Raw genomic sequence first — 12,678 nt, 5'->3', positions numbered from 1 at the left:
GCCTCAGCCTCCCCGCACTGCCTGCGTCTGTGTCGTCTGTCCCACCGGCCGGCCCTCCGCGTCGTACAGATCCGTCTGGACGACGATGAACGAGCGGCCCACATGCAGTGGCCGGGACTCGGCGCGGGCGTGGCCGGAGCGGACGGCGCGGAAGAAGTTGGTCTTGGACTCGACGGTCGACGTGGCGGCGTCCGGCGGCAGGTTGAGGAACGCACACACGGCGCCGGCCGTGTCGGCGAGCGTCATCAGCGCTCCGCCGTGCAGCACGTCACCAGCCGTGCACAGGTCCGGTGACCACGGCAGTGTGCCGATGACGCGGTCCGGCTCGGCCTCCTCCAGAAGGATGCCGAGCCGGCTGCCGAACGGCACGGCGGCGAGCAGGTCGTCGGGGGCCGGGGACGGCTTCTCGGGCATGGCGGGATCCCTTCGGGGAAGACGGCATCAGGCAGTACGCCGCCAGCCTGGCCGGGCACTGAGCGAGCGTCGATTACCCCCGAGGTAACGGGCCCGGGGACCGTGAGCACTCAGCAAGAGGCGGTACCGAGGGGGGTTTCGCCCCCGCCGCCCCTACCCCCTGGGGCTCCGCCCCTGGACCCCGCCCTGGGGTCCGCCCTGGGGTCCGCCCTGGACCCCGCCCTGGGGTCCGCCCTGGGGTCCGCCCTGGGGTCCGCCCTGGGGTCCGCCCTGGGGTCCGCCCTGGACCCCGCCCTGGGGTCCGCCCTGGACCCCGCCCTGGGGTCCGCCCTGGACCCCGCCCTGGACCCCGCCCTGGGCTCCGCCCCTGGGGTCCGCCCCTGGCCCCCGAAAACGGGGTCCAGGGGCGAAGCCCCGAAGGGGGGACTGGGGCACCACCCCAGGTGACGGGAATGGGTAGGGGCGGCGGGGCGAAAACACCGTGGAGCACCCCGGCAGCCAAGTTCCCCGTGACCTCGCCACCAGAGTCGCCGCTCTTTGTCCTGTGAGTGGAAAAAGTCGGTACGAATTCCTGCGCAACTTCTTCCCAGCCCCGGCAACCGCTGCTACGTTCCCCTCGAAAGCACGACGAAGCTGTGCCGATGAGGCGGGGAGGGGCTCGTGAGACGTATGACGGCGCGACCCGCGAACGCCCACCAGGCGCGGCTGCTCAGGCTGTTGCGTGACGACGGGCCCAACTCCCGTGCCCAGCTGGGCGATCGGGTCGATCTGTCGCGGTCCAAGCTTGCCGTGGAGGTCGAGCGGCTCCTGGAGACGGGGCTCGTGGTCGCCGACGGACTCGCCGCCTCGCGCGGTGGCCGCCGGTCCCACAACATCCGGCTCGCGCCCGCTCTGCGCTTCCTCGGCGTGGACATCGGCGCGACGTCGATCGATGTGGCCGTCACCAACGCCGAGCTGGAAGTGCTGGGACACATCAATCAGCCCATGGACGTACGCGAGGGCCCGGTCGCGGTCTTCGAGCAAGTCCTGTCCATGGCAGCGAAGTTGAGGGCCTCAGGGCTCGCGGAGGGTTTCGACGGCGCCGGTATCGGCGTACCAGGACCCGTCCGTTTCCCCGAGGGTGTCCCGGTCGCCCCGCCGATCATGCCGGGCTGGGACGGGTTCCCGGTGCGCGAGGCGCTGAGCCAGGACCTCGGCTGCCCCGTCATGGTCGACAACGACGTGAACCTGATGGCCATGGGGGAGCAGCACGCGGGCGTCGCACGCTCCGTGGGCGACTTCCTCTGCGTCAAGATCGGCACCGGTATCGGCTGCGGCATCGTCGTCGGCGGTGAGGTCTACCGCGGTACGACGGGCAGTGCCGGCGACATCGGCCACATCCTCGCGGTACCGGACGGCCGCCAGTGCGCCTGCGGCAACCGGGGCTGCCTGGAAGCCCACTTCAGCGGCGCCGCACTCGCGCGCGACGCCACGGAAGCCGCCCAGCAGGGGCTGTCGCCGGAACTGTCGAGCCGCCTGGAGACGAACGGCAGCCTCAGCGCCGTCGACGTCGCCGCCGCGGCCGTCGCGGGCGACACCACCGCGCTCGATCTGATCCGCGAGGGCGGCTTCCGCACCGGCCAGGTCATCGCCGGACTCGTCAGCTTCTTCAACCCCGGCCTGGTGGTGATCGGCGGTGGGGTGACCGGCCTCGGCCACACCCTTCTCGCCGCGATCCGCACCCAGGTCTACCGCCAGTCGCTGCCCCTCGCGACCGGCAACCTCCCGATCGTCCTAGGGGAGTTGGGGCCCACCGCCGGAGTCATCGGCGCGGCCCGGCTCATCAGCGACCATCTGTTCTCACCTGCTTGACGCAGCACGTCACGCTCCACCAGGGCCGCACGTAAAGCCACCAGCGCAGCACCCGCACCGCTCCGACACGGCACTCTGCATCACCACTCCAGCACAGCACCCTGCATCACTCCAGCTCAGCACCCCGCACCGCCCCTGCCCTACCCCGCCCTGCCCTGAACCGGCCCGCACGCCCGCCAAGGGGAACCGTCATGGCATCCGAACCACCGCTGCTCACCATGTCCGGGATCACCAAGTCGTTCCCCGGCGTCCGCGCGCTCGACGGCGTCGACCTCGACGTCCAGCCCGGCGAGGTGCACTGTCTGCTCGGCCAGAACGGCGCCGGGAAGTCCACCCTCATCAAGGTCCTGGCCGGCGCCCACCAGCCCGACAACGGCACCATCAGCTGGCGCGGCGACCCCGTCACCCTCCGCTCGCCGATCGCCGCCATGCGCCTCGGTATCGCCACCATCTACCAGGAACTCGACCTGGTGGAGGGCCTGTCGGTGGCCGAGAACGTCTACCTGGGCCATGAGCCGACGGCCGCCGGTTTCGTCGTACGGCGCAAGGGCGCGCGCTCCTCAACTGCCGCCCTGCTCAAGCGACTTGGCCACCCCGAGATCGATCCGGCCCGGCTCGTCGGCGACCTGTCCGCCGCCCAGCAGCAGATCGTCTCCATGGCGCGGGCGCTCTCCCACGACGTACGCCTCATCGTCATGGACGAGCCGTCCGCCGCACTCGACCCCGACGAGGTCGACAACCTCTTCCGCATCGTCGGCGACCTCACCGCCGACGGCGTCGCCGTCGTCTACATCTCGCACCGCCTGGAGGAGATCCGCCGCATCGGCGACCGCGTGACCGTACTGAAGGACGGGCGAGCGGTGGCCGGCGGGCTGCCCGCGAAGTCGACGCCGACGAGCGAGGTCGTGGCGCTGATGACGGGGCGGAACGTGGAGTACGTCTTTCCGGAGCGGCCCGTGCACGACGCGCTCCCGGAACCCGTACTCGAGGTCAAAGGCCTTGCCCGCGAAGGGGAGTTCGCGCCGCTCGACCTGAGCCTCCGGCCGGGCGAGATCGTCGGCCTCGCCGGACTCGTCGGCTCCGGACGCTCCGAGATCCTGGAGACCATCTACGGCGCGCGCAAGCCGTCTGCGGGTCAAGTCCTTGTCGGGGGAAGGCGGTTGAAGCCGGGCAGCGTACGGGATGCCGTCCGCGCCGGGCTCGGGCTCGCCCCCGAGGAGCGCAAGGCGCAGGCCCTGCTGATGCTGGAGTCCGTCACGCGGAACGTGTCCGTGTCCTCCATGTCCCGCTTCTCGTACGGGGGTTGGCTGGACCGGAGTGGCGAGCGGGAAGCGGCCCTCAAGGCCACGCGCGAGCTGTCGTTGCGCCCCGACAACCCCTCCGTACCCGTGCGCACCCTCTCCGGCGGTAACCAGCAGAAGGCCGTACTGGCCCGCTGGCTGCTGCGCGGCTGCCGGGTGCTGCTGCTCGACGAGCCCACCCGCGGCGTCGACGTCGGCGCCCGCGCCGAGCTGTACGCCGTCATCCGCCGCCTCGCCGACGAAGGCCTGGCCGTGCTCCTGGTCTCCAGCGAAGTCCCCGAGGTCCTCGGGCTCGCCGACCGCGTCCTAGTGCTCCGCGAGGGCCACGTCGTACACACGGCGCCGGCCCGGGAGCTCGACGAACCCCGCGTACTCGACCTCGTCATGGAAGGAACTCCGGCGTCATGACGCAGCACGCATCACCGCCCCGGGATGACACCCCGAAAATGTCGCCGGTGGAGGGACCCAGCCCCTGGCGGGCGCTCACGGCCCGCGCCGACGTCCGCACCCTCTCGCTGCTCGGCGTACTCGCCGCCCTGATCGTCATCGGCGGCATCACCAAGCCCGACCAGTTCCTCGACACCCGCAACCTCCAACTCGTCCTCACCCAGGCCTCGGTCATCGGTGTCGTCACCGTGGGCATGACCTTCGTCATCGTCTCCGGCGGCATCGACCTGTCCGTCGGCGCGATCGTCGCGCTCGCCTCCGTATGGGCCACGACCGTGGCCACCCAGGAATACGGCTTCATCGGCATCCTCTTCACCTCGGTGATCGTCGGCGTGGGCTGCGGCCTGGTGAACGGCATGCTGATCGCGTACGGCGCCATGGTCCCGTTCATCGCGACGCTCGCCATGCTCGCCTCGGCCCGCGGGCTCGCCCTGCAGATCACCGACGGAAACACCCAGGTCGTCACGGTCCAGAGCGTGCTGGACCTCGGCGGACGCGACGCCTACATCCTGGGCATCCCGCCGCTGGTCATGGTCTTCGCGGTGGTCACCGTCATCGGCTGGCTTCTGCTCAACCGCACCACCTTCGGGCGGCGGACGGTCGCCGTCGGCGGCAACGCGGAGGCGGCCCGGCTCGCGGGCATCGACGTACGCCGGCAGCGGCTGTACCTGTATCTGCTCTCCGGGCTGTGCTGCGGCATCGCCGCCTTCCTGCTGGTCGTGCTGTCCGGTTCGGGCCAGAACACCAACGGCAACCTGTACGAACTCGACGCCATCGCGGCCGCGATCATCGGCGGCACGCTGCTCAGCGGCGGGCGCGGCACCATCGTCGGCTCGGTGCTCGGCGTCCTGATCTTCACCACGATCACCAACATCTTCGCCTTGAACAACCTGCAGAGCGACGTCCAGCAGATCGCCAAGGGCGCGATCATCGTCGCCGCCGTGCTCGTCCAGCGCCGTACCGCACACACGACTTGACGCCCTACCGCACACACGACTTGACGCCGTATCACAAGCACGACTTGAGGCCGTAGCGCCATCACGACTTGAGCCGTTTCGCACGTCCTTCACGGAAGGGTCCACCGCCATGCCAGAGTTCACCAGCCGCAGAGGACTGCTCTTCGGCACCGCCGCCGTCGGGGCCGGTGCGCTCCTCACCGGTTGCACGAGTAACGAGTCCAGCGACGAGCCGGCCTCCGACGACCAGCCTGCCGCCGACGACAAGCCCGGCAAGCAGGTCACCATCGGCTTCGCGGGCCCGCAGGCCGACCACGGATGGCTGAACGCCATCAACGACAACGCCAAGAACCGGGCCAAGAAGTACAAGGACGTCACGCTGGAGATCACCGAGGGCTCCAACGACACCGCCCAGCAGATCGGCCAGATCGAGACCCTGATCAACAAGAAGGTCGACGTCCTGGTGGTCCTGCCCGCCGACGGCAAGGCCCTCACCCAGGTCGGGCTCCAGGCCATGCGCGCCGGCATCCCCGTCGTCAACCTCGACCGGATCTTCAACTCCCCGCAGGCGTACCGCTGCTGGATCGGCGGCGACAACTACGGCATGGGCCTGAACGCCGGTCACTACATCGGCGAGAAGCTCAAGAACAAGAAGAACGCCCGCGTCATCGAACTCGCCGGTCTCGACAACTTGGAGCTGACCAAGCAGCGCACGCAGGGTTTCGACGCGGCCCTCAAGAACTACCCGAACATCAAGAAGGTCGCCCGGCAGGCCGCCGACTTCACCGTCGAGTCGGGGCAGGCCAAGATGTCCCAACTCCTGCAGGCCCAATCGAACTTCGACGCCCTGTGGAACCACGACGACGACCAGGGCGTGGGCGCCCTGCGCGCCATCGACCAGGCCGGGCGCGACGACTTCCTGATGGTCGGCGGCGCGGGCGCACTGTCCGCCTTCCAGGCCATCAAGGCGGACGACGGCGTCCTCAAGGCCACCGTCCTCTACCCGCCGACCATGGCCGCGTCCGCGATCGACCTCGCCCGCGCCCTCGGCCAGGGTAAGGGCGTGGGCGGCCTCGCCGAGTTCGAGATCCCGGCGTCCCTGACGCTCTACTCGGCAGTCGTCGACAAGGAGAACGTCGACCAGTACATGCCCACGGGCTTCAAGTGAGGCGAGCGCTCCTCTAGGGGCGCAGGGCCGTGAAGCAGACGGCTCGACCAGCGCCGCTCAGGGGCGCGGGGAACTGCGCGACCAGCCACAACGGACATGCAGTTCTCCGACCACACATGCGCCCCGCTCATCCCCCCCACCGCGCCACGACATGAGGAGGACTCCCGCATGGGACAGCCGCACCAGCCCGACGAGGCAGCGGTCGAGAAGCCCGACGGTGCAAGGCCGCCGCTAGGCATCGGCATGGTCGGATACGCGTTCATGGGCGCAGCCCACTCCCAGGGCTGGCGCACCGTGGGCCGCGTCTTCGACCTGCCCCATCGCCCCGTCCTCGCCGCCGTCTGCGGCCGCGACGGACAGGCCGTACGCGCGGCGGCCGACCGGCTCGGCTGGGCGGCGGCCGAGACCGACTGGCGGGCGCTGATCGCCCGGGACGACGTCGACCTCGTCGACATCTGCACGCCCGGCGACAGCCACGCCGAGATCGCGCTCGCCGCGCTGGCCGCGGGCAAGCACGTGCTGTGCGAGAAGCCCCTCGCCAACACGGTGGAGGAGGCCGAGGCGATGACCGAGGCCGCCGAAGCCGCTGCTGCGCGCGGCCAGGTGGCGATGGTCGGCTTCAACTACCGCCGGGTGCCTGCCACTTCGCTCGCCCGGAAGATGGTCGCCGAGGGACGGTTGGGTGCCCTGCGCCACGTACGGGTGACGTACCTTCAGGACTGGCTGGTGGACCCGCAGTTCCCGCTGACGTGGCGGCTGCGCAAGGAGACGGCGGGCTCGGGCGCGCTCGGCGACCTGGGCGCGCACATCGTCGACCTCGCGCAGTACCTCGTGGGCGAACCGGTCGTGGGAGTGTCCGCGCTCACCGAGACCTTCGTACGGGAGAGGCCGCTGCCCGGCGGACCCACCAGCGGACTGTCCGCCGTCTCGGCCAACGGAGCCGGCCAGGTCACCGTGGACGACGCCGCCCTGTTCACCGGCAGGTTCGCCTCGGGCGCCCTCGCCTCCTTCGAGGCCACCCGGTACGCCACCGGCCGCAAGAACGCCCTGCGCATCGAACTCAACGGTGAACAAGGCTCGTTGGCCTTCGACCTGGAACGGCTCAACGAACTCGAGTACCACGACCACCGCGAGCCCGGCACCCACGCCGGCTTCCGCCGCATCCTCGTCACCGAGCCCGATCACCCCTACCTGGAGGCCTGGTGGCCGCCGGGCCACGGCCTCGGCTACGAGCACACCTTCGTCCACCAGGCCCGCGACCTGGTGACCGCCATCGCCGAGGGCAGCGCACCGGTGCCCTCCTTCGCCGACGGACTGCAGGTGCAGCGCGTACTCGCGGCGGTCGAGGAGAGCGCCGCGAAGAACTCCGTATACACCCCCATCCCGAGTTGAGGAGGGCCGTTCCATGCCGCGCAACTTCACGCTCTTCACCGGCCAGTGGGCCGACCTGCCACTGGAGGAGGTCTGCCGGCTCGCCCGCGACTTCGGCTACGACGGACTCGAACTCGCCTGCTGGGGCGACCACTTCGAGGTCGACAAGGCGCTCGCCGACTCCTCGTACCTCGACTCCCGGCACCAACTGCTCGACAAGTACGGCCTGAAGTGCTGGGCCATCTCCAACCACCTGGTCGGCCAGGCGGTCTGCGACGCCATCATCGACGAACGCCACCAGGCGATCCTCCCGGCTCGTATCTGGGGCGACGGCGAGGCGGAAGGCGTACGACAGCGGGCGGCGTCCGAGATCGCCGACACCGCACGCGCGGCGGCGGCCTTCGGCGTCGACACCGTCATCGGCTTCACGGGGTCCGCGATCTGGCATCTGGTCGCGATGTTCCCGCCCGCCCCCGAATCGATGATCGAGCGCGGCTACGAGGACTTCGCCCTGCGCTGGAACCCGATCCTCGATGTCTTCGACCACGAGGGCGTGCGGTTCGCCCACGAGGTCCACCCCAGCGAGATCGCGTACGACTACTGGACAACTCAGCGCGCGCTGGAGGCAGTTGACCACCGTCCGGCCTTCGGGCTGAACTTCGACCCCTCGCACTTCGTCTGGCAGGACCTCGACCCGGTCGGCTTCCTGTGGGACTTCCGGGACCGGATCTACCACGTCGACTGCAAAGAAGCACGCAAGCGCCTCGACGGACGCAACGGCCGCCTCGGCTCGCATCTGCCCTGGGGCGACCCGCGCCGAGGCTGGGACTTCGTGTCCGCGGGCCACGGGGACGTTCCCTGGGAGGACGTGTTCCGGATGCTGCGCTCCATCGACTACAAGGGCCCCATCTCGGTCGAGTGGGAGGACGCGGGCATGGACCGCCTCCAGGGCGCACCCGAGGCACTCACCCGGCTCAAGGCGTACGACTTCGAGCCGCCGACGGCGTCCTTCGACGCGGCGTTCGGCGGCAACGACTGATCTCTCCGACGCACCTCCGGGGTGACGGCGCACCCCGGCGACACGCACACACCCGTACGACCAGCCCCATCGTGGAGGCATTCGTGCACCCGTACGTCAGAAACAGGAACACCAGAAGCCACACCAAACGCCCGAGACTTCGTGGGGCCCTCGCGTTGCTGAGCGGGCTGCTGCTCGCGGGCGCCTCACTCGGCCTCACCGCCCCCGCGGCCGGCGCAGCCGTTGCCGACCCGGGCGGCGCCCCGGCGGCTGCCGAGCCCGCGGCCGAGGACTTCCAGCAGGTCACCCTCGCCAAGGGCGAACCCGAGACCGGCGAGCCCATGTCGCTCGCCGTGCTCCCGGACCGCTCGGTCCTGCACACCTCGCGCGACGGCGAACTGCGCCTCACCGACGCCGCGGGCAACACGAAACTCGCGGGCAAGCTCGACGTGTACGCGCACGACGAGGAAGGTCTGCAGGGCATCGGCGTCGACCCCGGCTTCGCCGACAACCGCTTCATCTACCTCTACTACGCCCCGCCGATGAACACCCCGGCGGGCGACGCCCCGGAGACGGGCACCGCCGCCGACTTCGCGCCGTTCGACGGCGTCAACCGGCTCTCGCGCTTCGTCCTGAAGGCCGACGGCACCCTCGACAAGGCCAGTGAGACGAAGATCCTCGACGTCCCGGCATCCCGTGGCATCTGCTGCCACGTCGGCGGCGACATCGACTTCGACGCGGCGGGGAACCTGTACCTGTCGACCGGTGACGACTCCAACCCGTTCCAGTCGGACGGCTTCACCCCCATCGACGAGCGCGCGAACCGCAACCCGGCCTTCGACGCCCAGCGCACGGCCGGCAACACCAACGACCTGCGCGGCAAGATCCTGCGCATCAAGGTGAACGCCGACGGCTCGTACGCCATCCCCGACGGCAACCTCTTCGCGCCCGGCACGGACAAGACGCGCCCCGAGATCTACGCGATGGGCCTGCGCAACCCGTTCCGCTTCAGCGTCGACAAGGAGACGGGGATTCTGTACGTGGGTGAGTACGGCCCCGACGCAGGAGCCGCCGACCCGGCCCGTGGCCCTGCAGGCCAGGTCGAGTTCGCCCGCATCACCAAGCCCGGCAACTTCGGCTGGCCGTACTGCACCGGCGACAACGACGCCTACGTCGACTACGACTTCGCAACCGGCGCTTCCGGTGGGGCATTCGACTGCGCCGCCCCCAAGAACACCTCGCCGAACAACACCGGCCTGACCGACCTGCCTCCTGCGCAGCCCGCCTGGATCCCGTACGACGGCGCGTCCGTCCCGGAGTTCGGCGACGGCTCCGAGTCCCCGATGGGCGGCCCGGTCTACCACTACGACCCGAACCTCGACTCGCCGGTCAAGTTCCCCGAGGCGTACGACGGCGACTTCTTCGCCGGGGAGTTCGGCCGCCGCTGGATCAAGCGGATCAGTTCGGACGCCGACGGCACGGTGCAGTCCATCAACGACATCCCGTGGACCGGCACCCAGGTGATGGACATGGCCTTCGGCCCGGACGGTGCGCTGTATGTCCTCGACTACGGCCTGGCGTGGTTCGGCGGCGACGAGAACTCCGCTCTGTACCGGATCGAGAACGCGACCGACGGACACTCGCCGGTGGCGCAGGCCGCGGCCGACCGTACGTCCGGACAGGCACCGCTGCGGGTGAAGTTCTCCTCCGCCGGCACCAGTGACGCCGACGGCGACTCCCTCACCTACAGCTGGGACTTCGGCGACGGCGGCAAGTCGACGTCGGCGAACCCCAAGCACAAGTACACGAAGAACGGGACGTACACGGCGACGCTGACGGCCAAGGACCCCGGCGGCCGTACCGGCAGCTCCAGCGTGCAGATCGTCGTGGGCAACACGGCACCGACGGTGACCCTTGAACTGCCGCGTGACGGGCAGCTGTTCAGCTTCGGCGACGCTGTGCCGTTCAAGGTGAAGGTCACCGACCCGGAGGATGGGACCATCGACTGCGCCAAGGTCAAGGTCACGTTCATCCTCGGCCACGACAGCCACGGTCACCCGGTGACCTCGGCGAACGGCTGCACCGGCACCATCCAGACCAGCGCCGACGGCGGCCATGACGAGAACGCGAACATCTTCGGCGTCATCGACGCGGAGTACACCGACGGCGGTGGCGGCGGCCAGGAGGCGCTCACCAGCCACGACCAGGCGGTCGCGCAGCCCAGGCACCGGCAGGCCGAGCACTTCGGGAAGACCTCGGGCACCACGGTGCAGTCGCGTACCACCGCGCACGGCGCCAAGACCGTCGGCGACATCAACAGCGGCGACTGGATCTCCTTCGAGCCCTACGTCCTGAGCAACGCCACGAAGATCACGGCGCGGGTCGCCTCCGCCGGCGCGGGCGGCAAGCTCGAGATCCGTGCGGGCTCGCCCACGGGGACTCTCCTCGGCACCGGCACGGTCCCGGTGACCGGCGGCTGGGAGAACTATCAGGACGTCAGCGCGTCCCTGACGAAGGCACCCCGCGGGACGACCAAGCTCTACCTGGTCTTCAAGGGACGCGGTGCCGGAGCCCTGTACGAGGTGGACGACTTCACCTTCACGACTCGCTGAGGGGATGGGCTGTCATGCGCGCAAAAGGCAGAACGGTGACCGCCGTGCTGGGCGCCGCCCTGCTCATCGGGTGTGTGTCGGGGCCGGCCGCGTCGAAAGGGCCTGAGTCCAAGTCTAAGGAGGCTGACGTCCAGGGCCGTGCGGACGGCCGGGTGCTGGTGTTCTCCAAGACCGCCGGGTTCCGGCACGACTCGATCCCGGACGGGATCGCCGCGGTGAAGGACCTCGGCGCCGAGGGCGGATTTACGGTGGACGCGACAGAGGACGGGGGAGCTTTCACCTCGCGCAACCTCGCCAAGTACGACGCCGTCGTGTTCCTGTCCACCACCGGCGATGTGCTCAACGAGGCCCAACAGAGCGCCTTCGAGGGCTACATCCGGCGCGGCGGCGGTTACGTGGGCATCCACGCCGCCGCCGACACCGAGTACGACTGGGCCTTCTACGGCGGCCTCGCGGGCGCCTACTTCCAGTCGCACCCGGCGATCCAGCCCGCACGGATCGACGTCGAGGACCATGCGCATCCGGCCACCTCGCACCTGGGCGAGGCCTGGGACCGTACGGACGAGTGGTACAACTACCGCTCCAATCCCCGGGACCGGGCCCATATCCTGGCTTCGCTCGACGAGTCGTCGTACACCGGCGGCACGATGAACGGCGACCATCCGATCGCCTGGTGCCAGAACTACCAGGGCGGCCGTGCCTTCTACACCGGGATCGGCCACACCAAGGAGTCGTACGCCGATCCCGCCGCCCGGCGGCACCTGCTGGGCGGGGTCCGCTGGGCGATCGGGGCCGCGGAGGCCGACTGCCGCCCGGAGAACGGCTATCGGCCGCTCTTCGACGGCACGGCTCAGTCACTGTCCGCCTGGAAGCAGGCGGGGCCGGGCTCGTTCACCCTCGGCGACGACGGCACGCTCACGTCGTCGGGTGGCCTGGGCATGCTCTGGTACGGCGCCTCGGCGTTCCGTTCGTACTCGCTGAAGCTCGACTGGAAGATGGCGAGCGCCTCCGGTGACGACAACTCCGGTGTCTTCGTGGGCTTCCCGGCCTCCGACGATCCCTGGTCGGCGGTCAACAACGGGTACGAGATCCAGATCGACGCCACGGACACACCCGACCGCACCACCGGGTCCGTCTACAGCTTCCAGTCCGCCGACATCAAAAAGCGCGACCGTGCGCTGAACCCGCCGGGGGAGTGGAACACGTACGAGATCCGCGTGGAGGGCGAACGGCTCCGCGTCTATCTCAACGGCGTGAAGATCAACGATTTCACCAACACCGACCCCGCGCGAAGCCTGCGCGACGGTCATATCGGCATCCAGAACCACGGAGCCGACGACCAGGTGTCCTTCCGCGACATCCGGATCAAGGAACTGCCCGGGAAGGCGTCGACACGGTCGGCTCCACCGGGTGACTGAGCGACGGCGGGCGGGGGACGCCGGACTCCCGCCCGCCGTCTCACCTCGTCTTTCCTCCGGTTTCTGCACGGCTCGCTGGTTCTGCACGGCTGCTTTCCGTACGGCCGTCTGCTGTGCGTACG

At 69.8% G+C, this 12,678-nt stretch carries 9 protein-coding genes; 8 read left to right on the top strand and 1 reads right to left on the bottom strand.

Going from position 1 to position 12,678, the window contains the following annotated elements:
* Positions 1-3: 3 nt before the first annotated feature.
* On the bottom strand, positions 4-414 hold the full coding sequence (locus ABD357_RS36630) for a PaaI family thioesterase (protein ID WP_344395597.1): 411 nt from the start codon (positions 412-414) through the stop codon (positions 4-6).
* Between the two features lie 669 nt (positions 415-1,083).
* Here ABD357_RS36630 and ABD357_RS36625 point away from each other — a divergent pair.
* From ABD357_RS36625 to ABD357_RS36590, 8 genes are all read left to right on the top strand, one after another.
* Complete coding sequence (locus ABD357_RS36625) at positions 1,084-2,265, top strand: ROK family transcriptional regulator (RefSeq protein WP_189326998.1); 1,182 nt, start codon at positions 1,084-1,086, stop codon at positions 2,263-2,265.
* 191 nt (positions 2,266-2,456) lie between these two features.
* The gene (locus tag ABD357_RS36620; RefSeq protein WP_344395596.1) at positions 2,457-3,974 is read left to right on the top strand and encodes a sugar ABC transporter ATP-binding protein; all 1,518 of its coding nucleotides are present in this window, start codon (positions 2,457-2,459) and stop codon (positions 3,972-3,974) included.
* Entirely contained in the window at positions 3,971-4,990 is a 1,020-nt protein-coding gene (locus ABD357_RS36615; protein WP_344395594.1) for an ABC transporter permease, read from the top strand. The genes ABD357_RS36620 and ABD357_RS36615 overlap by 4 nt, the downstream gene beginning before the upstream one ends.
* 109 nt (positions 4,991-5,099) lie before the next feature.
* Positions 5,100-6,137, top strand: a complete 1,038-nt coding sequence (locus tag ABD357_RS36610; protein WP_344395593.1) for a substrate-binding domain-containing protein — start codon at positions 5,100-5,102, stop codon at positions 6,135-6,137.
* Between the two features lie 168 nt (positions 6,138-6,305).
* The gene (locus tag ABD357_RS36605; RefSeq protein ID WP_344395592.1) at positions 6,306-7,529 is read left to right on the top strand and encodes a Gfo/Idh/MocA family protein; all 1,224 of its coding nucleotides are present in this window, start codon (positions 6,306-6,308) and stop codon (positions 7,527-7,529) included.
* Between the two features lie 13 nt (positions 7,530-7,542).
* A complete protein-coding gene (locus tag ABD357_RS36600) occupies positions 7,543-8,547 on the top strand; it encodes a sugar phosphate isomerase/epimerase family protein (protein ID WP_328767522.1) in 1,005 nt (334 codons plus the stop codon).
* Between the two features lie 83 nt (positions 8,548-8,630).
* On the top strand, positions 8,631-11,138 hold the full coding sequence (locus ABD357_RS36595) for a PQQ-dependent sugar dehydrogenase (RefSeq protein WP_344395591.1): 2,508 nt from the start codon (positions 8,631-8,633) through the stop codon (positions 11,136-11,138).
* 14 nt (positions 11,139-11,152) lie between these two features.
* Positions 11,153-12,556, top strand: a complete 1,404-nt coding sequence (locus tag ABD357_RS36590; RefSeq protein ID WP_344395590.1) for a ThuA domain-containing protein — start codon at positions 11,153-11,155, stop codon at positions 12,554-12,556.
* Positions 12,557-12,678 lie beyond the last annotated feature (122 nt).

The organism is Streptomyces vastus (assembly GCF_039532825.1).
In the GTDB taxonomy this organism is placed as follows: Bacteria; Actinomycetota; Actinomycetes; order Streptomycetales; family Streptomycetaceae; genus Streptomyces; species Streptomyces vastus.
Note: the sequence above shows the minus strand (reverse complement) of the source record. Positions and strands in the feature narration are given on the sequence as shown.